This window comes from Streptomyces sp. NPDC001663 (assembly GCF_042893105.1).
GTDB lineage: Bacteria > Actinomycetota > Actinomycetes > Streptomycetales > Streptomycetaceae > Streptomyces.
Genome location: NZ_JBIAUR010000010.1, coordinates 47290 through 65577, shown reverse-complemented (window position 1 = coordinate 65577; position 18288 = coordinate 47290). Strand labels below are relative to the sequence as shown.

Annotated in this window: 13 protein-coding genes; all 13 read right to left on the bottom strand. The window is 71.1% G+C overall.

Annotated elements, in window-relative coordinates; translation table 11 throughout:
• Positions 1 to 3: 3 nt before the first annotated feature.
• The 13 genes from ACFY1L_RS30480 to ACFY1L_RS30420 are packed head-to-tail and all read right to left on the bottom strand — an operon-like array spanning position 4 to position 18286.
• Positions 4 to 651, bottom strand: a complete 648-nt coding sequence (locus tag ACFY1L_RS30480) for a PIG-L deacetylase family protein (protein WP_388831226.1) — start codon at positions 649 to 651, stop codon at positions 4 to 6.
• On the bottom strand, positions 648 to 1442 hold the full coding sequence (locus tag ACFY1L_RS30475) for a glucose-1-phosphate cytidylyltransferase (RefSeq protein WP_388831224.1): 795 nt from the start codon (positions 1440 to 1442) through the stop codon (positions 648 to 650). Before ACFY1L_RS30475 ends, ACFY1L_RS30480 begins: the two co-directional genes overlap by 4 nt.
• Positions 1439 to 2674: a class I SAM-dependent methyltransferase gene (locus ACFY1L_RS30470; RefSeq protein ID WP_388831222.1), complete on the bottom strand. Its 1236-nt coding sequence runs from the start codon at positions 2672 to 2674 to the stop codon at positions 1439 to 1441. The genes ACFY1L_RS30475 and ACFY1L_RS30470 overlap by 4 nt, the downstream gene beginning before the upstream one ends.
• On the bottom strand, positions 2671 to 3879 hold the full coding sequence (locus ACFY1L_RS30465) for a glycosyltransferase (RefSeq protein ID WP_388831220.1): 1209 nt from the start codon (positions 3877 to 3879) through the stop codon (positions 2671 to 2673). The genes ACFY1L_RS30470 and ACFY1L_RS30465 overlap by 4 nt, the downstream gene beginning before the upstream one ends.
• Before the next feature lie 2 nt (positions 3880 to 3881).
• Positions 3882 to 5171 (bottom strand): O-antigen ligase domain-containing protein, encoded by a 1290-nt coding sequence (locus tag ACFY1L_RS30460; protein ID WP_388831218.1) that lies wholly within the window; start codon positions 5169 to 5171, stop codon positions 3882 to 3884.
• Between the two features lies 1 nt (position 5172).
• Positions 5173 to 6711, bottom strand: coding sequence for a right-handed parallel beta-helix repeat-containing protein (locus ACFY1L_RS30455; protein WP_388831216.1), 1539 nt, complete (start codon positions 6709 to 6711; stop codon positions 5173 to 5175).
• Positions 6712 to 6719: 8 nt separating this feature from the next.
• Complete coding sequence (locus tag ACFY1L_RS30450) at positions 6720 to 8687, bottom strand: alginate lyase family protein (RefSeq protein ID WP_388831214.1); 1968 nt, start codon at positions 8685 to 8687, stop codon at positions 6720 to 6722.
• Entirely contained in the window at positions 8684 to 10864 is a 2181-nt protein-coding gene (locus ACFY1L_RS30445; protein WP_388831212.1) for a bi-domain-containing oxidoreductase, read from the bottom strand. Before ACFY1L_RS30445 ends, ACFY1L_RS30450 begins: the two co-directional genes overlap by 4 nt.
• Before the next feature lie 28 nt (positions 10865 to 10892).
• Positions 10893 to 12827, bottom strand: a complete 1935-nt coding sequence (gene asnB / locus ACFY1L_RS30440) for an asparagine synthase (glutamine-hydrolyzing) (RefSeq protein ID WP_388831210.1) — start codon at positions 12825 to 12827, stop codon at positions 10893 to 10895.
• A gap of 3 nt (positions 12828 to 12830) precedes the next feature.
• The gene (locus tag ACFY1L_RS30435) at positions 12831 to 14351 is read right to left on the bottom strand and encodes a Wzz/FepE/Etk N-terminal domain-containing protein (RefSeq protein ID WP_388831208.1); all 1521 of its coding nucleotides are present in this window, start codon (positions 14349 to 14351) and stop codon (positions 12831 to 12833) included.
• Positions 14348 to 15718 carry a Wzz/FepE/Etk N-terminal domain-containing protein gene (locus tag ACFY1L_RS30430; RefSeq protein WP_388831206.1) on the bottom strand — a complete coding sequence of 457 codons (1371 nt, stop codon included), beginning with the start codon at positions 15716 to 15718 and terminating at the stop codon, positions 14348 to 14350. Before ACFY1L_RS30430 ends, ACFY1L_RS30435 begins: the two co-directional genes overlap by 4 nt.
• Positions 15715 to 17013 carry a glycosyltransferase family 4 protein gene (locus ACFY1L_RS30425; RefSeq protein ID WP_388831204.1) on the bottom strand — a complete coding sequence of 433 codons (1299 nt, stop codon included), beginning with the start codon at positions 17011 to 17013 and terminating at the stop codon, positions 15715 to 15717. Before ACFY1L_RS30425 ends, ACFY1L_RS30430 begins: the two co-directional genes overlap by 4 nt.
• Entirely contained in the window at positions 16970 to 18286 is a 1317-nt protein-coding gene (locus ACFY1L_RS30420) for a nucleotide sugar dehydrogenase (RefSeq protein ID WP_388831202.1), read from the bottom strand. The genes ACFY1L_RS30425 and ACFY1L_RS30420 overlap by 44 nt, the downstream gene beginning before the upstream one ends.
• Positions 18287 to 18288: the final 2 nt, after the last annotated feature.

The window sequence follows — 18288 nt, the reverse complement described above, 5'->3', positions numbered from 1 at the left end:
AGTTCAGTTCCCCAGGTTGAGCGTGAGTTTGGTGACCGCGAACGCCTCGGCGTAGCGGGCGTGGCATTCGATGCCGCGGATCCGGGCAAGGCCGAGGAAGGCCTCCCGGTCGTACCAGGGCCGGTGCCGCTGCGAGGGGTAGTGCTCCTGCAGCAGTTGCACCTTCTGTTCGGCGATCTCCGGCGACAGCGGCTGGTACGCCGACGGACGGCCGAGATCGCCGTCCCACTTGACGATCTCGTAGCCGAGGACCATGTGGTCGCGGAACGCGGTGGGTATCAGCTGGGCCAGGCCGCGGTGGTCCTGGTGCGCGTCGTCGGTACGCGGGGCGAGGATCAGGTCCGGCTCGGTCTGCCCGCGCAGCTCCTCGACCGCGGCCTTGGCCTCGTCCCAGTGCACGGGCATCCGGCCGTCCGGCAGCTTGAGCACGGTCAGCCGCAGGTCGGCGCCCGGGCAGAAGGCGGCGAGCGCGGCCTTCTCCTCCTGCTCCCGGTCGGTGCCGCCGCCGGAGAGCACCAGCGCATCGACGCGGATACCCGCTCGCGCGAGGCACAGCGTCAGCAGCGTGCCGCCGGCGCCGATGGCGATGTCGTCGCAGTGCGCGCCCACCGCGACGATCCGGTCCAGGGGGCCTGCCCCGAGCCGGATCACGCTCTCGCTCCGGCGGTGTCGCGCTCCCACACGGCCCACGGACGGTCGCCCCGGGCGTAGGCCTCGTCGAGCGCGGCCCGCTCCTTGACGGTGTCGGTCGGCTTCCAGAAGCCGCGGTGCTGGTGCGCCACCAGCCGTCCCTGCTTGGCCAGTTGGGCGCATCCGTCGGCGACCAGGTCCCCGTTCTCGGGTATGTGGTCGAAGACCTCCTGGCGGAGCACGAAGTAGCCGCCGTTCTCCCACAGCGGCATGTCGCTCACCGCGGTGATGCCCCCCACCAGGCCGTCCTCGCCCAGGTCCACGCAGTGGAACGAGGACTGCGGCGGCACCACCATCATCGACGCACCGGCGTCGCGCCGGGCGAAGTTCTCGATCATCTGCGGCAGCGGGGCGTCGGTGAGCACGTCGGCGTAGTTGGCGAGGAACATCTCGTCGCCGTCCAGGTGGTGCCGCACCCGGCGCAGCCGCTCCCCGATCGGTGACTCGATGCCGGTCTGCGCGAACGTGATCGTCCAGTCGGCGATGTCGGTGGACAGCAGCTCGGTCTTCCCGCCCCGGAGCACGAAGTCGTTGGACGTCGTCTCCTCGTAGTTGAGGAAGAAGTTCTTGATGTGGTGCGCCCCGTACCCGAGGCACAGGATGAACTCCGTGTGCCCGAAGTGCGCGTAGTAGCGCATGACGTGCCAGATCAGCGGGCGCGGGCCGACCATCGCCATCGGCTTGGGTACGTCGTCTGCGGCGCCGCTCCGCATCCGCATGCCGTAACCGCCGCAGAACAGTACGACCTTCATCGCTTGACCTCGACAATGCTCAGTTCCGGGATGGGGAAGACGAGGCGGCCGCCCCAGTCGTGCACGAAGGACAGCTGCTCGACCAGCTCGGCCCGCAGGTTCCACGGGAGGACGAGGACGTAGTCCGGCTTGTCGGCGGCTATCTGCTCGGGCGGCAGGATCGGGATGCGCGTACCCGGGGTGAACCTGCCGTGCTTGTACGGGTTGCGGTCGACCGTGTACGCGAGCAGGTCGGGTCGGATGCCGCAGTGGTTGAGCAGGGTGTTGCCCTTGCCCGGGGCGCCGTAGCCGACGACCGTCTCGCCGCGCTCGGCCGCGTCGATGAGGAACCGCAGCAGGTCCCGGCGCACCTTGGCGACCCGGGCGGAGAACTCGGTGTACCCGGACAGTTCCTGCAGCCCGGCGGCCTTCTCCCGGGCCAGTACGTCGGTCACCCGCTGGGTCGGCTCGCCGGCCACCTCGGTCGGCCGGGCCCACAGCCGGATGGAGCCGCCGTGCGTGGGCAGCAACTCGACGTCCACGAGCGCGAGTCCGCCGCTGGCAAGGGCGCGGATCGCGGACGCGACCGTGTAGTACTGGAAGTGCTCGTGGTAGATCGTGTCGTACTGGTTCTCCTCGATCAGGGTCAGCAGGTGCTGCACCTCGATGGAGACCCAGCCGTCGTCGGCGACCAGGGCGCGCAGCCCCTGGGTGAACCCGACCACGTCGGGGATGTGCGCGTACACGTTGTTGGCCACGACCAGGTCCGCCGGGCCGTGCTCGGCGCGGACGGCCGAGCCGGTGTCCGGGGACAGGAACTCCGTGAGGGTGGGCACGCCCGCGTCGCGCGCCGCGGCGCCGACGTTCACCGACGGCTCGATGCCGAGGCAGCGGATCCCGCGGTCCACCACGTGTTTGAGCAAATACCCGTCGTTGCTGGCGACCTCGACCACGAAGGCGTCGGGGCCGAGACCCACCCGCTCTACGGCGTCGGCGACGAACGTGCGCGCGTGCTCCACCCAGGAGGTCGAGAACGAGGAGAAGTACGCGTACTCCTTGAACGTCTCCTCCGGCGTGATCAGCGGAGGGATCTGCGCCAGCCAGCAGTCCGTGCAGACCTGCAGGTGCAGCGGGTACGCGGGCTCCGGCTGGTCCAGTTGGTCCGCGGCGAGAAAGCTCTCGCACGGTGGCGTCGCCCCCAGATCGACGACGCTCGCCAGCGCCGCCGAGCCGCAGAGTCGGCATCGTGTCATTTACTGCCCCCCATTATTTCCGTCCGACCCGCGATCGCGGTGCGGTACCCCTCCACCAGGCGCTCGAGGCCGACGGCCGGGCTGAAGCCCTGCTCGTAACGGCGCCGGGCCGCCTGGCCCATCTCCTGGTTGCGGTCCGGATCTGCCGTGATCCGGCGTATGCAGGACGCGAGCGAGGTGGCCTCGCCCGGCCGGTGCAGCAGCCCGCTCACCCCGTCCTCGACGAGTTCGACGAAGGCGCCGTGGCCGGCGGCGACGACCGGCACCCCGGCCGCCATCGCCTCCACGACCACCAGGCCGAACGCCTCCAGCCACGTCGAGGGAGCCACCACGGCCACCGACCCTGCGATGGCCTTTTGGCACTCCGCCGGGTCCAGCAGGCCGACGTAGCGCACGTCCTCCCGGCCGGCCGCCCAGGCGGTCACCTCTCGCTCCAGTGGCCCCGTGCCGGCGATCACGAGCGGGACGCCCACACCGCCGCTCGCCGCGATCTCGTCCCACGCGGCCATCAGCAGCCGTACGCCCTTGGCCTCCGCGAGCCGGCCGAGATAGAGCACATGCTCTCCCCCGCCTGTTCGGCAAGTGCCCGGCTCCGGCACGAAGTTGTGCTTCACCGCCAGCCGTTCGGCGGGCATGCCGGAGCGCACCAGGACGTCGCGCTGCGCCGCGGAGATGCAGAAGAACCGCTCCACGCCGGACCACCACCGCCGCCTGTTGACCGACAGGCTGACCGCGAGCGGCACCGTCGCCAGGCGGGAGTTGCGGTAGCAGCCGTGCCGGACGGCGGGCAGCGGCGTCGAGCCGACGCACTCGGTGCACGGCCGGCCGTCCCGCTGCAGCGTGCCGGGCGGGCAGACCTGGGTGTAGTTGTGCAGCGTGGCGACGGCGGGCACCCCGGCGTCGGCGCAGGCGGCCAGCACCGCGGGCGACAGGAGCGGGAAGACGTTGTGGACGTGCACCACGTCCGGCCGCTCGGTGCGCAGCTTGGCGGCGAGCTCCGTGCGCACCGCCGGGTTCCACGGCACAAGGAGCGGCAGCGCGGCCTTGCCGAGGAGGGAGCGGGCGGCGATGTCGTCGCTGCGCCGCTCGAACACCTCGACCCGGTGGCCGGCCGCGCGCAGCAGCTCCACCTCCTGGTCGACGACCTTGTTCTCGCCGCTCGGCTGCGCCGAGGCGTAGCGGTTGTGCACCACGAGGATGTGCATGCTCAGGTCACCTCCGATCTACGGGCCCAGCGCGGGATGTGTCGTCGAGGGGCTTCGGGCGTCGAGAGAGGCGCGGCCTCGGCGGGTGCCGCCAACAGCGAGGCGGCCAGGGCCAGATGCAGCAGATACGGCGAGGCGTCGCCGAGCCCGGCCTCGGTGTACGACGCGATCGCGCAGTAGCTGATCAGGAAGATCGCGCAGGCCCTCTGCAGCGACGGTGGCCGCAGCAACGCGACGCCGCCCAGCACGATGATGATCAACGCGACGAGGGTGACGCCGATCAGACCCTGCTCGTTGTAGACGGCCAGCCAGCTGTTGTCGATCGGCAGCCCGCCGAACGACTTGTCGCCCAGGCCCACGCCGAACAACTGCTCCGAGGTCGACCGGGGCGCAGCCAGCAGGGCGTCCCAGACCTTGGCCCGGCCGGTGAGACTGGAGAAGTTCTCCTTGCTCTGCCCGCGCAGGAACCACGACTGCAGCGCGGAGGCGAACCCCACCGCGGCCACCACGGCGATCAGCACCGCCCAGGTGAAGAACCGGCGGGCTGCGGCGCTGGTGAGGATGAGCGAGCCGATCGCCAACGCCAACCCGATGAACAGGCCGAGCGTGGCCGTCCGGGTATGGGTCAGCGCGAGCAGCACGAAGGACGGCACGATGACCAGCACGGCGCTGGCCCGGTCGGTCCGGCGGCCCAGGACGAGCAGCACGGTGAGCCCGATGATCACCGCGGCGTACTGGCCGATCTGCGGCGGGGTGAGCGGCCACAACGCGCCGACAAGGCGTCCGCCGTAGAGGTCGGGCAGGGCCGCGCCCGGTGAGACGACCAGGCCGGCGGCCACCGATCCGAGCACCGCGAAGTACATCCGGATGTGGTGCCGGACGAACGTCAGGCTGCCGTCCCACCAGCGGCTGAGCAGCCACAGCGTGCCGACGAAGAGAGTCAGCCGGAAGCAGCGGAACAGCGCGCCGAACCCGGACTCCAGGTTCGCGCTGGAGATCACGCTCGTCACCAGCAGCAGGGTGAGCAGGAACACGTAGGCGCTGGCCCGGATGCGCAACCGGAGATTGACCGCGAGCGCCAGCGTGAACGCGGCGACCAGCGCGCCCATGGTGACCATCTGGATGAGGGAGCGGGGCAGCGGGACGATGGTCTTCGCCCCGGCGGAGCCGAGCGTGTTGAGGACCAGCAGCCCCCATACGATCCCGACGATCCTCGGTGTGCCGGCAGGACGCGGGGCGGCGCCGGGCTGCGTTCCCGCAGTGTCCGGTCCGCGCGTCAGGTCCACGCCCATCTCAACCACCGGCCCGTAGGTCGAGGGTGCTGCCCGCGTCCTGCTGGTACGGCGTGGTCTGCCACTGCCCGAAGTCGAGCACCCGGCTGGTGTCCTGGGCCATGAACTTCCATGGTCCGATGTAGACGTTGTCGTGCCAGCGGTTGTGCTGCTTGGTGGTGATCGCGTCGGCCACCCGCTCGCCCTTGTACGGCGACCAGTCCGGATAGGTTCCGTAGTTGGCGAGGAGCGCCATTCGGTCGCACTTCTCCGTGCACTTGAGGACGGACTTGTCGAGCACGAAGCGGTTGTTGTGGATGTCCACCCGCTGGGTCTTCCACCGGCAGTCGGAGTAGAGCGGTGCCTTGGCGATCGCCGGCTTCGCGCAGCGCTTGATGTCCTTCACCAGCAGAGTGCAGTCACCGGACGAGGTGTTGGCCGGGCTGTTGCAGAACCGGTCGGCGTTCTCCCACAGGGTGATCCCGGACCAGTTGTCCTCCAGCTTGTTCCGGTAGATCTCGATCTTGTCGGTGCGGGCTTTGATCCGTGGTTCGCCGCCGGACTCGGACAGGTAGATGGTCGCGAACGGGAAGCTGTCGCCGCTCTCGGCCGCCTTGCGGCCCTCGACCCAGTTGTTCCGCCGGATCGTGTTGTTCCGGATGACCGCGTTGTAGCTGATCTCGTAGATCAGCGCGGCACCGTCGTTGGCCTCGATCACGTTGTTCTCGATGAGGAAGTCGTTGTTGTTGGTGTCCGCCCACAACCCGGTTCCGCGGTTGTCGTGCACCCAGTTGCCGCTCACGTCGGCGCCGTTGACGTCCCAGAACTTGATGCCTCCGGTGCAGCCGCAGCCCTTGCGCCGCCGCTCCCAGTCGCCGGTGTTGTTGCCCACGATCTCGTTGCCCTCGACCACCAGGCCGCTGATACGGCCGGTGGCCTTGTACGCGTTCATGCCGTACTGGCCGTTGTCGCGCAGGCAGTTGGCGCGGACCTGCTGGCGGGCACCGGCCATCAGCCCGGCGCCGGAGTTGTTCTGGATCGTCGCGTGCTCGATCACCCATCCGTCGGCCGAGTCGTGGTTGACCACGCCCTCGTCCGGCGGCGCCACGAAACCCTGCACGGTCAGGTAGCGGATGGTGACGTTGCCGGCGGTGCCGGCGAACGCGTACTGGTTCTTCTTCCGGCCGTCGAGCACCGCGCCCGGCGCGCCGAGGTAGCGGTCCCCCTTCTTGGGGATGACCTGGGCGTAGCGGTCGGGGTCGAGCGTGTGCTTGCCCGGTCGAAGCCAGAACGTGGTGTTCGGGGGGCTGCTCTTGGTCTTCGCTGCCAGGTCGCCGACCTTCGCGGGGTCGACCGTCACCGCGCCCGCCGGTGCCTTCGTCGGCCCGGCCGCGGGCTTGGCGCACACCCGGGCCAGGGATCGGTTCGCGGACGTGGCGGACGTGGTGGACCTGGCCTTCGGCTCCGCCCCGGCGCCCGACGCGCTCTCACAGCCGGTCGCCAGCAGGGCCAGCGCCAGCGGTGCCGCCGCCAACGCCCAGTGCCGCATCTTGCTCCCCACTCGCCCCCCTAGCCGCGGAACCTGAGCACGGTGGTGAAGCCCTCCGTGCCGTCGGTGAAGCCGGTGCCGACCAGCGTGGTGGCGGGTTCCTTGCGCCCGAATCCGGCGGAGTACCAGCCCAGCGGCGGGTCGGTCTCGCCGCGATGCGCCCGCCACGACAGCTCCCCTGGCAGGTCGAGCACCGCGGAACGTGCCTCGCCGTCCCGGGTCCAGGTGAGCTCGGCCCGGTCGCCGACCAGGTCCGCAGTGATCGCCGGGCCGAGGTGGAACGCCAGTTGCACGGCCCGGCGCGGGCCGCGCACCTCGTCGACCACCCGCAGCTCCTGGCTTTCGGCCGTCAGCTCCACCCGGCGGCGGTGCACCGAGTCCTGGTAGCCGTCGTGCTCCGCACTCCAGCGGGCCGTACCCCCGTCGGAGGCGTCGGTCGCGTCCGCGACCAGGACGCGGGTGTTGGCATGCCGGGTCCACAGGAACGGGCCGCCGGAGACGGACTGGTCAGCGCCGTCCAGTTGCAGGGTGTTGTGGCCGAGGGTCGACCGGAAGTACTGCCGCCACTCGGGCTGCCCGTGGTAGCAGTACGTCCCCGGGTCGGCGAGCACGTCGACCCCGTCGTGCCGGACCTCCACGGACAGCGCGTCCGCGTGGGCGTGCGCGGCGATGGACAGGAAGCCGTGCGGACCACCGTCGCAGCGGCACCAGATCTCTCCCGGACCGCGCAGGATGGTGAGCCCCGCGTCGGCGAAGTGGCCCGGTCGGCTTGCCGGGCGGGTCACGGCCGGTGCGGTCTCCTTCTTCGAGTACGGCTTGATGAGCGCGGCCAGCAGCGGGGTGCGCACATCGGTGCCGGTCACCGCCGGCCACCATGCGAGTCGGCCGAACACGGCGTCCCCGGTGGCAAGCAGCGAGCCCCAGCGGTCGGTGCCCGCGCCGTCCACGACCAGACCGTGCCCGTCGTCCGCGTCGCCCTGGCGCGGCGGCCGCAGCCGGTTGTCCACGACGGCCGCGAGCGCGTCGGTCATCCGCAGCAGCACCAGGCGGAGGGTCGCGGGGACCGGCACACCCGCGGCATCCGCTTCGGCCACCGCGGCCAGACCGAGCTCCAGCACCAGGCCGTGGTACTCGGAGGCCAGCTCACGGTTGAGGCCGGAGAGGAAGGTGTTGCCGCGCAGATGCCGCTCGAGCGACCGCAGCGCGTCGGCCCGCCAGCGCTCCGAGGAGGGGAACCAGTCGAACGCGCAGGCCGCGGCGAACTGCCCGGCGGCCTCGGCGATGATGTGGTTGTTCGCCGACGACCCCCGGCTGGGGAAGGCGGCCAGCCAGCGCTGGTGGTGCCAGATCTGGTTCAGCGCCACCGGGTTGCCCTCGAACAGCTCGGCCGCGCCCGGCCAGCCCTCGAGCAGCCGGCGGATCCACACCCAGGACAGCAGCCGGATGCCGAGCTCGATGCCGCTGATCCAGTGCACGCCGCGCAGCGGCGGGTTGGCCGCCCACCACGACCTCAGGTGCTCGGCCACGCGCTCGGCGTACCGCTCGTCCCCGGTGATCGCGTAGGCGGCGGCGAGCTGGGTGAGGTACTGGTGCCGGGACAGCTCCCAGATCTGCTTGATGTCCCCGACCGCGTCCTCGTTGCGGTACGGCACGTCGAAGGCGTAGCCCCACGGAGCCCGGCGCCCGGTCTTCGGGTCGCACCACCAGTCCGGGTCGTCGAGGTCGTCGCGGACCACCCCGAAGAACTCGGCGTGCCCGTACATCAGCCGGTCCGCCTCGGCGATGAGGCGTTTCGCGGCGTCCGGCGGTACCGCGGCGATCGTCCCGGCGGGCAGGACCGCGGTGAACCGGGCGCCGGTCACGCTCGGGCAGTTGGGCCGCGCGGACCGCCACCGCCGCCTGCGCACCGTGTCGCCCACCCGGCCCGCGACCTCCTGCGGTCCCATCCGGGACAGCCGGCGCAGGTACCAGCCCGCGCTCATGGTCATCGCGCCCGCTCCAGCGTCACGGGCGCGCCGCCGGCCAGGCCGGTCTGCACGGCGAGGGTGGCCGCGGTGGTGGCGACCAGCGACTCCAGCGGCACCGGCATCGGCCCGCCGGTCCGCAGGGCCTTGATGAACGCGGCCAGCTCGGCGTTCTGTCCCTTGTCCCGGGCCTTGGGCAGCCGCGAACTGACCCACTTCTTGGGGCCGTAGACCGAGGCGCGGACGAAGTCGTCGAGCCGCAGCACCTTGCCGTCCGCGACCAGGTCCAGCGTCTCCTTGGGGAAGCCGGGCGCGCCGGTGGTGACGTAGCTGATGGTGGCGGTGGACCCGTCCGGGTAGCGCAGGACGACCTGCAGGTCCTCGTTGCCGGACGTGGCGGTCGCGTACACCGAGACCGGGTCGGCCTCGAGCAGCCAGCTCGCCGTGTCGATGAAGTGTCCGCCCTCGCCGGCGAACCGCGAGCCCTCGGTGCCCTGTTGGAGGTACCAGCTGCCGTGCTGCAGCCGGCCCGCGTTGACCAGGTAGCGCAGGCTCGCCGGACCGGTCCGGGCGCCGAACCGCTTCCTGGCCTCCTGCAGCAGTGGCGCGAACCGGCGGTTGAAGCCCACCTGCAGCCGGTCGTTGCCGGACTCCTCCACCGCCGCGAGTACGCCGGCCAGCTCGTCCTCGGTGAGGGCCAGGGGCTTCTCCACGAACACGGTCTTGCCGGCCAGCAGTGCCCTGCGGGTGAGTTCGGCGTGTGAGCTGTGCCGGGTGACCACGAACACCGCGTCGATGGACTTGTCGCCGAGCACGGCGTCGAGATCGGTGGTCGCCTCGGCGAAGCCGAACTTCCGCTGCGCGTTGGCCGCGGACAGCGCTGTCGTGGTGACGACGGTCGACAGCTCGACGCCCTCACGCTGTGCCAGGTGCGGCAGCAGCATCGACGTCGCGTAGTTTCCCGCGCCGACGAACGCGAGGCGCACTGGCGTCTTGGCGGCCCGGGCCGGACTCGGCTTCACGTTCACCGCGGGCACGGCCACCGCCGGGGCCCCCGCCTCCTCCGCTTCCCCGGCGTGTTCGGGGTAGCGGAACAGCACGGCCACGGCCTTCAACTCGCCGTCCTTCAGGCGCTGGTACGTCTCGACCGCGTCGTCGAAGTCGGCGATGTGGGAGACCAGGGGCTCCACGTCGACGCGGCCGCGGGCGACGAGGTCGAGGAAGCACGCCAGGTTGCGGCGCTCGGTCCAGCGCACGTAGCCGATCGGGTAGTCGCGGCCCTCGAGCTCGTACTCCGGGTCGTAGCGCCCTGGGCCGTACGAGCGCGAGAACCGGACGTCGAGCTCCTTCTCGTAGTACGCGTTCCACGGCAGGTCCAGGCGGCACTTGCCGATGTCGACGACCCGGCCGCGGTCCCGGCAGAGCCGGGCGGCCAGCTCGACGGGCTGGTTGCTGCCGCCGCCGGCGGCCAGATACACCTGGTCCACGCCGTGTCCGTCGGTGAGTTCGGCGACGGCGGCCTCCACGGCCGGGGACGCGGGGTCGCCGCAGGCCGCGGCGCCCAGCCGCTCGGCGAGTTCGCAGCGCACCGGGTCGGGGTCGGCCCCGACGACGCGGACGCCCGAGGCGACGAGGAGCTGCACCACCAGCTGCCCGATCAGGCCGAGGCCGATGACCAGCGCCACCTCGCCGAGCTGTGGCTCTCCTTGGCGGACGCCCTGCATCGCGATCGACCCGACGGTGCCGAAGGCCGCGTGCTGCGGCGCGAGGCCGTCCGGCACCGGGGCGTAGAGGTTCTTCGGCACCCAGTTGAGCTCGGCGTGCAGGGCGTGCTCGTTGCCGGCGCAGGCCACGAGGTCGCCGACCTTCACGTCGTCGATGCCGGCGCCGACCTGCTCGACGACCCCGCACAGCGAGTAGCCCAGCGGCGTGTAGGAGTCCAGCTTGCCCATCACCTTGCGGTAGGTGGCGGGCAGCCCGTTGGTGGCCACGCTCTGCATGACCTTGGCCACCTGGTCCGGCCGGGAGCGGGCCTTGCCCAGCATCGACATGCCGGCCTCGGACACCTTCATGAGCTCGGTGCCGGTGGAGATCAGCGAGAAGGCGCTGCGGACCAGCACACCGCCCGGCTTGCATCCCGGCACCGGAACGTCGAGCACCGCCAGCTCGCCGCTCTTGTAGTTCTGTACAACCTGTTTCACCGAAGTCCCCTTGTTTCTACGCCGTCTTCTATGCCGCCGAGCGAGCGCTCCGGCCGGTCCCGGAGGTCGCGTCGCGGTACCAGTACTCGAGGGTCAGCACATGCCAGAGATGCTTGGAGAAGTCCTGCTGCCCGGCGGCGTCCTCGGCGACCATGCGCGCCAGCGCGTCGCGGCGCAGGAACCCGGAGCGCACGAGCTCGCCGTCGTTGACCACCTCGCGCACCAGCGGTGCCAGGTCCCGGCTCATCCAGGCCCGCAGCGGGGCGCTGAACAGGCCCTTGGGCCGGTACACGATCTCCCGGGGCAGGACCGAGGTGGCCGCCTCCTTGAGGACGGCCTTGCCCTGCCGTCCGGCGATCTTGCGATTGCCGGGCACGGCGAACGCCGCCTTGACCACCTCGACGTCCACGTACGGCACCCGCACCTCGGTCGAGGCGGCCATGCTGGAGCGGTCCGTGTACGTGAGGTTCAGGCCCGGCAGGAACATCCGGGCGTCGGTCAGGCACATGCGGTTGACGAAGTCGTCGAGGTCGTTGTCCTGGTAGACGTCCGCATGTTCGGTCAGCACGTCCTCGACCGTCCCGGCCAGGTCCGGATCGAGAAGGGCCAGCAGCTCGTCCTGGTCGTACATGGTGTAGCTGCGCCGGAACGCGGTCTCCTCCGGCAGATCGGCGAAGGAGAGGAACCGCTTGGCGAAGCGCACCGACCGGTACCCCCGCCGGGACGTGGCGACCGGCAGCCGGTCCACGGCCCCGGACACCCCGCGGCGCAGTGGCCGCGGGACGCGCTGGTAGCGCAGCGCGAGCAGGTTGGCCAGGTGCTTGCGGTAGCCCGCGAACAGCTCGTCGGCACCCATCCCCGAGAGCATCACCTTGACCCCGGCCTCCCGGGCGGCCGAGCAGATCAGGTACGTGTTGATCGCTGCGGGGTCGCCGATGGGCTCGTCCAGGCTGTACGTCATCTGCGGCAGCAGGTCGAGCACGTTCGGGGCGATCTCGATCTCGTGCAGGTCGACGCCGAACTGCTCGGCCACCTGCCGGGCATAGCGCAGGTCGTCCGGCATCGCCTCGAACTTGGCGTCCTCGGCGCGGAATCCGATCGTGTAGGCGGAGATCCCGGGTTGGTGGCGGGCCGCGAGGGCGGTCAGATAGCTGGAGTCGAGGCCGCCGGAGAGGAAGGTCGCCACGGGTACGTCGGAGAGCAGGTGGCGCCGGGTCGACTCCTCGACGATGGCGGCCAGGTCCGGCTGCTCGCCTGCCCGGGCCCGCTCCTGGCCCTCGGCGGCGACGTCCTTCAGGTTCCAGTAACTGCCGCGCTCCACCCGGCCGTCGGGCCGGATCCGCAGCCAGCTCCCCGGCGGCAGCTTCTCCGCCTCGCGGAACGCGCAGCGCGAGTCCGGCACCCAGTAGTAGAGGAGCGAGGCCACCAGCGCCGCGTGGTCCACCTCCAGCGACCCGCCGGTCGCGGCGGCGAGCGCCTTGAGCTCGGAGGCGAACACCAGGCCCGCGCCGCGCCGGAGCAGGAACAGCGGCTTGATGCCCAACTGGTCGCGGGCGAGCACCAGTTCACCGGTGCGCTCGTCGAAGATGCCGAACGCGAACATGCCGCGCAGCCGGGGCAGGCAGTCCGTGCCCCAGCGCCGCCAGGCCTCGAGGAGCACCTCGGTGTCGGAGGTGCCGCGGAAGCGCACCCCGGCGGCTGCCAGCTCGGCACGCAGCTCGGGCGCGTTGTACAGCTCGCCGTTGTACGTCAGGGCGAGGCCGTCCGAGACCATCGGCTGGGCGCCGGTCTCGGACAGGTCGATGATGGCCAGCCGACGGTGCCCGAGCTGTACTTCGGCGTCACCGACGGGGTGGCCGTAGCGGCCCGCGCCGTCCGGTCCGCGGTGGGCGAGGGTGTCGGTGAGCCGGTCGGTCACGGCCTTTCCGTCCGGCCATCGGTAAGTGCCTGCGATGCCACACATGTGCTACCGCACCTCCTGGTCGTTGTCCGGACCCTGTGCGGCCCACACCGGCAGCCGTGCCGTGCGCCGTTGGCTCGTCCCGTTCTGCTGGGCCGGTATCTCGCTGCGGCCGCGCAGCGCGGTGTGCAGCCCGTCCCACAGCGTGCCGTCGGTCCGGTCACGCGGATCGGGGTCGATCAGCACCACACCGATCACCGGAATGCGCTGGTCCGCGAGCTGCCGCGCCACGGTGTGCAGCCAGGCGGCGCTGCCGTGCCCGGCCCGCACGACGAGCACGGTCTGGGTGCCGAGGTACTGGAGGTCGGTCCACGCCGTGCCGGGCGCCACCGAGCCGACGCCGATCCGGCGCTCCTCGGGCGACACGGTCGCGGCACGTTCACCGCTGACCACGGTGGGGTCTCCCGGCTTCTGGCGGCGCTTGGCGAGCTGCGGGCCGGGCAGGCCGTCGACGATGACCGCAGGCCCGTCCGCCGCCAGTGCCCGGGCGAGGCCCAGTGCGATCACGCTCGTGCTGCGCGCACAGCCCAGTTCCAGCAGCGACAGCGGTTCCGTGGAGCCGCGCACGGTGCGGGCCAGGGTCGCGGTGAGCCGTTCGCGTTTCACTCGGGTCCGTCGGCGCTGCCACAGCCTGCCCGACCGGCGGGGCAGTTCCGTGATGACCGAGGCGCCGAGGTTCGCCGCGATGTCCCGGCGCAGCACGGGGCGGTCCGCGACCACCACGCCGACCGCGGCCAGCGCGAGCCCGAGGAAGAGCCCGAGGACGAGTCCGATCACGGCGTCGGTGACGACGGCCTTGGGCAGGGAGTGCCGCACCGCGCGCGGGGCGTCCACGATCTGCGTGGCGGCGATGAGCTGGGGCGTGCCGATGCGCGCCTCCTCGGCGCGCTGGCCGAAGTCGGCGATCCGTGACGTGAGATCGGCCCGGCGGGCGAAGAGCGACTCGATGCTCGCCGACGCTTTCGGGTCGCTGTCCGGCGATCGGCCGCCGATCTCCTTGTTGACCGCGGTGAGCTCGTCCTGCATGCGGTCACGCTGGTCGAGCAGGCCCTTGGCCTCGGCGTTGGCGATGTCCCGTATCCGCTTCGCATGGTCCGCGACGAACGCATCGGCCAGTGCCTTGGCCCGGGCCACCGCTTCCTTCTCGGTGGCACCTGTCACGTCTATCTGGAGCACGTTGTTGGACAATCCGGTGCCCCGGTAGTCCCGCATGAAGTCCTCCGGTTTTTCCGGGGACTTGAGGGACCGCAGGGCCTGGTCGGCGATCTGTGTGGTGCCCAGCAGTTGGACGTCGGTGCGGATCAGCGTTCCGGTGTCGTTCGGCTGGTCCTCTGCATGCGCGACCAGCACCTTTGTCGACGCGGCCGGCGGTGGCGGCAGCAGGACCGCAATCGCCGCGCCGATCAGCAGTCCCAGCAGCGCCATGGCGCACCAGAGACGGCGGCGCCTGCGGACCGCGACCACCAGCGCCTGCAGGTCGATGAGCGGAGTGGCGGCCGACGACTCCGACGTCGTACTCGTCGTCACGCTGAACCTCCCGTCGCATGGCCGCGAACCGCGAACGTCAACGTGGCATCGTCCAAAGGACGCTCGACGGTCCGCGTCGGACCGGTGCGGACCGTGCCGGCGAGGACGATGCCGACGATCTCGTGCCTGCCGTCCGCACACGCCTCGGCGATGCCGGCGAGCTCCTCCGCGGTCCAGCTGCCCGCGCTGAGGACGACCACGGCACCGGACTCGGTGTCGCGGTCCGGCACGATCGGCCGGTCCACCGAGACCTCCACCACCCGCAGCAGCGGATCGCCCTTGGCCTCGGCGGCGAGCTGCCCGGCGGCCCGGCGGGCGACCTCGTCGCCTTCCGGCACGACGGCCAGCAGCCGCCGGGGAGCGGGCAGTTGGTCCCGGAGGCGGGCGCACACCCGCCGGTAGCGGATCCGCCTGTCGGCCTCGTCGCCGGACCTGAGTGGGGTCGGTATGTCCCACCGGGTGTCGACGTCGAGAAGCCGGCGGATCCGGGCCCGTGTGCCACGGCTTTCCGGCCGGTGTGAGCGCTCTTCACCAGGCACGTCGATGGTGCCGAGGAGCGCCGAGCCGAGCGCCGCGGCGATCTCCGGTTCGGTGCGCAGCCGACGGCTGACCCGTGCGGCGGCGAGATGGCCGATGATCGCGACCAGGAAGAACAGCAGCGCCCCGCCGACGATGAGCTGCACCCGCGTCGGTGCTGCCGCGCCGGTCGGCCGGGCCGCCGGCCCCATGACGACCATGCTGGCCTTGTTGGTCGCCGGGTCGGCCTCGTCCAGCTTCTTCATGGCGTCCTGCAGCGAGGTGCGCAGCTTCTCGAGCTCGGTGCGGGCCTGCACGCTCTCCACGGTCTGCCCCGGATCGGCCGCATTGGCCAGGTCGGTGATGCGGCGGTTGGTCTCCGCAACCTTCTTGCGCAGTGCCTCGGTCCCCGTGGCCACTTGGGGATCGGCACTGCCGCCCGCGATCCGCGCGGCGAAGGTGACGAATTGCTGGGCCACCTGGTCGGAGAGCCGCTGCGCGCGCTCCGGGGTGTCGGCCGTACCTGAGATCTTGATGATGTTCCCATCGGCAGCTTTGGCGCTCACTTGGTCCTGCAGTTCGACGCCGCTGACGCCCTTCCAGTCGAGCGTGGTGGCCGCGCGGTCGACCACCGCCGAACTGGTCGCGATGTCCACCTGGGTCAGCAGTTCGCGCTCCTCCCACAGCCCCGGCAGCAGTACCGATGCCGACGCCGTGTACCGCGGCGGAAACACCAGCACCGAAGTGCCGTAGCCGACGAGCGCGCCCAAAAGGGCGAGTGCGGCGAGAAGCCGCCACCGTCGACGGAGAATCCGTCCGATCGTGACCAGACGGATCGTGTCCTCACTCAATGGAGCGGCCTCTTCCCCGTACGGAGCGGCCCACCCGCCGACACCGGAGCATGGTCCCGGCAGGCAGCGGTGTAGGCGGCGAGCAGTTGCGCTTGCGAGTTCTGCCAGGAGAGCGGTCCGCCGATCCGCTCCTGGCCGATCTTGCCCATCCGGGCCCGCTGGTCCGGATCGTCGAGGAGCAGCGCGATGAGCCCCGCGAACTCGGCCTCGTCGTTGGCGGGCGCGTAGACGGCGGCGTCACCGGCGGAGACGCGCGCCTCCCGGAGGTCGAACGAGACGATCGGCCGGCCCATCGCCATGTACTCCAGGACCTTGTTCATGGTCGACACGTCGTTGAGCGGATTGCGCGGGTCGGGGGAAAGGCATACGTCCGCGGTGGACAGGTAGCGCACCAGATCGGCGTCCGGAATGCGCCCGGTGAACTGCACCTGTTCGGAGAGCCCGAGCTGCCGGGACAGCTCCACCATCGCGTCGAAGGCGTCGCCGGAACCGACGAACACCGCATGCCAGTCGGTGCGCCCGAGTTCGTCGCGCAGCTTCGCAAGGGCGCGCAGGGCGTAGTCGACGCCGTCCTGCGGGCCCATGACGCCGAGGTAGCACAGCAGATGAGGCTTGCCGCGCTTTAACTCCGGCTCGGGCGGCACCGGTTGGAAGCGGTCGACCTGGGGCGCGCTGCGCACCACGAAGACGTCCTCCGGCCGCTTGCCGCCACGGCTCAGCGCGACGTCCCGGTAGCTCTCGTTAGTGGCGAGCACGATGTCCGCGGCCCGGTAGGTCCGCCGTTCCAGCGCGCACACGGCGCGGTAGAGCAGGTCTTTGCCCCGGTCGAAGCGGGAGAGGTACAGCTCGGGTACGAGGTCGTGCTGGTCGAAGACGAACCGCGCGCCGCGCCGCCTGAGCCACCGTGCCGCCAGGAACAGCAGGTCGGGCGGGTTGCAGGCGTGGACCACGTGGACCGGGCCGACCTTGCGGGCCAGCCGGGCGGTGTGCCACAGGGCCGATCCGTACTCCCGCAGGTAGCCGGCCGGTCCTCCGGTGGCCGCGCGCAACGGGTAGCGGTGAATCCGCACGCCGTCGATGACCGCCTCCGCCTCCGTGTCCCGCTTCTCCCCCCGCGGACAGATGACGTGCACCTCCCAGCCCGCGTCGCGCAGCGTCGTGCACTCCTGCCACACCCGCCGGTCGAACGGCACCGACAGGTTCTCCACCAGAATCAGCGCGCGGCGGGCCGGCCCGTCGCCGCTTGTTGCGTTACCAAGCAAGGCCCACGTACCCCGGTTCGGCCCGGCGCACATCGGCGTCGGGAAGGCGGATGAGGTCGACGATCACCGGTCCGCCCTCATGGGGCAGCGACGACACCACGGCCGGGTCCTTGGTCCCGACCAGGCACACCTCGGCGTGCTCGAGCACCTCGTCGACGGAGTCCGCGAGCAGCTGCGCGAGGTGCGGCAGCCGGCTCTCGATGTACTCGCGGTTCGCGCCGAGCAGCCGGGAGAGGCTCACATTGGCGTCGTAGATCTTGATGTCGTAGCCCTTGCCGAAGAGCCGCTCCGCCAGCTCGACGAGCGGGCTCTCGCGGAGGTCGTCGGTGCCGGGTTTGAAGGACAGGCCGAACAGGCCCACCCGACGCTTGCCGGTGCGCTCGACCAGGTCCACCGCGCGCTGCAGATGGTCGGCGTTGGAGGCCAGCACGTGGGAGAGGATCGGCACCGAGACGTCGGCCCGCTGCGCCGCGTGGACCAGGCTGCGCAGGTCCTTGGGCAGGCAGGAGCCGCCGAAGGCGAAGCCGGGCCGCAGATAGGCGGGGCTGATGTTCAGCTTGCGGTCGGCCAGGAAGACGTCCATCACCTGGTGCGAGTCCACCCCGAGCGCCTGGCACACCGCGCCCAGCTCGTTCGCGAAGCCGATCTTGAGGCCGTGGAACGCGTTGTCCGCGTACTTGATCGCCTCGGCGGTCGGGACCGGCACCCGGAACACCTCACCGGGCAGGCCGTCGTACAGCGCCGACACCGCGTCGCCGCTTGCCGGGTCGAGCTCGCCGATGACGGTCTTGGGCGGGTCGAAGAAGTCCCGCACGCTCGTGCCCTCGCGCAGGAACTCCGGGTTGACCGCGACCCCGATGTCGACCCCGGCCGTGCCGCCGACGTACTTCTCCAGGATCGGCACCAGCAGGTTCAGGCAGGTGCCCGGGAGCATGGTGCTGCGGAACACGACGGTGTGCCGCCCACCGCGCTCGGCCAGCGCGGCGCCGATCTCCTCGGTGACCCGCTCCAAGTACGTGGTGCACAGGCTGCCGTTGGGCTCCGACGGTGTGCCCACGCAGACCAGCGATATCTCGCTGCCCATGATCGCCTCGCGGACGTCGCCGGTGGCGCGCAACGCCCCGGTCCGCACGACGTCGGCGATGAGCTCACCGATCCGCTCCTCGACCACCGGGGCCTTGCCGTCGTTGACCAGGTCGACCTTGACCTGGTTGACGTCCACCCCGATGACCTCGTGCCCCATGCTGGCCAGGCACGCGGCCGATACACAGCCCACGTAGCCGAGCCCGAAAACGCTGACTCTCATGC

Coding starts and splice junctions, on each gene's coding strand:
- ACFY1L_RS30475 (WP_388831224.1), bottom strand. CDS start 1,442: ATGAAGGTCGTACTGTTCTGCGGCGGTTACGGCATGCGGATGCGGAGC.
- ACFY1L_RS30470 (WP_388831222.1), bottom strand. CDS start 2,674: ATGACACGATGCCGACTCTGCGGCTCGGCGGCGCTGGCGAGCGTCGTC.
- ACFY1L_RS30465 (WP_388831220.1), bottom strand. CDS start 3,879: ATGCACATCCTCGTGGTGCACAACCGCTACGCCTCGGCGCAGCCGAGC.
- ACFY1L_RS30460 (WP_388831218.1), bottom strand. CDS start 5,171: ATGGGCGTGGACCTGACGCGCGGACCGGACACTGCGGGAACGCAGCCC.
- ACFY1L_RS30450 (WP_388831214.1), bottom strand. CDS start 8,687: ATGACCATGAGCGCGGGCTGGTACCTGCGCCGGCTGTCCCGGATGGGA.
- asnB (WP_388831210.1), bottom strand. CDS start 12,827: ATGTGTGGCATCGCAGGCACTTACCGATGGCCGGACGGAAAGGCCGTG.
- ACFY1L_RS30425 (WP_388831204.1), bottom strand. CDS start 17,013: ATGTGCGCCGGGCCGAACCGGGGTACGTGGGCCTTGCTTGGTAACGCA.
- ACFY1L_RS30420 (WP_388831202.1), bottom strand. CDS start 18,286: ATGAGAGTCAGCGTTTTCGGGCTCGGCTACGTGGGCTGTGTATCGGCC.